Here is a 231-nt window from a genome sequence, read left to right as displayed (position 1 = left end):
GCAACCGGCAGCCCAGACCTTGACGAGGGGCAGCGGCGTCGCCTCGTACCGCCTTGCCGTCGACCGCCACCACGCCTTCCATGCCCTTTGCAAAGGCTTCGGTAAAGCGGCTTCGAAGGCAACCTGATTGAGGCAGCGGAAAACGGTGGAGAAGGTGCCATGGCCGGCGATGCCATAGGGCAGCGGCACGATCGTCTTGAGCCACTTCTTTTTGGAAACGCCGAATCGGCC

The 231-nt window shown here is 62.8% G+C and carries 1 pseudogene; it reads right to left on the bottom strand.

Features of this window, described 5'->3' with window-relative positions:
* A pseudogene (locus tag AF337_RS12840) lies at positions 1 to 231 on the bottom strand (ISAs1 family transposase); the annotation flags it as partial.

Source organism: Rhizobium ecuadorense, from assembly GCF_001187535.1.
GTDB lineage: Bacteria > Pseudomonadota > Alphaproteobacteria > Rhizobiales > Rhizobiaceae > Rhizobium > Rhizobium ecuadorense.
Note: the sequence above shows the minus strand (reverse complement) of the source record. Positions and strands in the feature narration are given on the sequence as shown.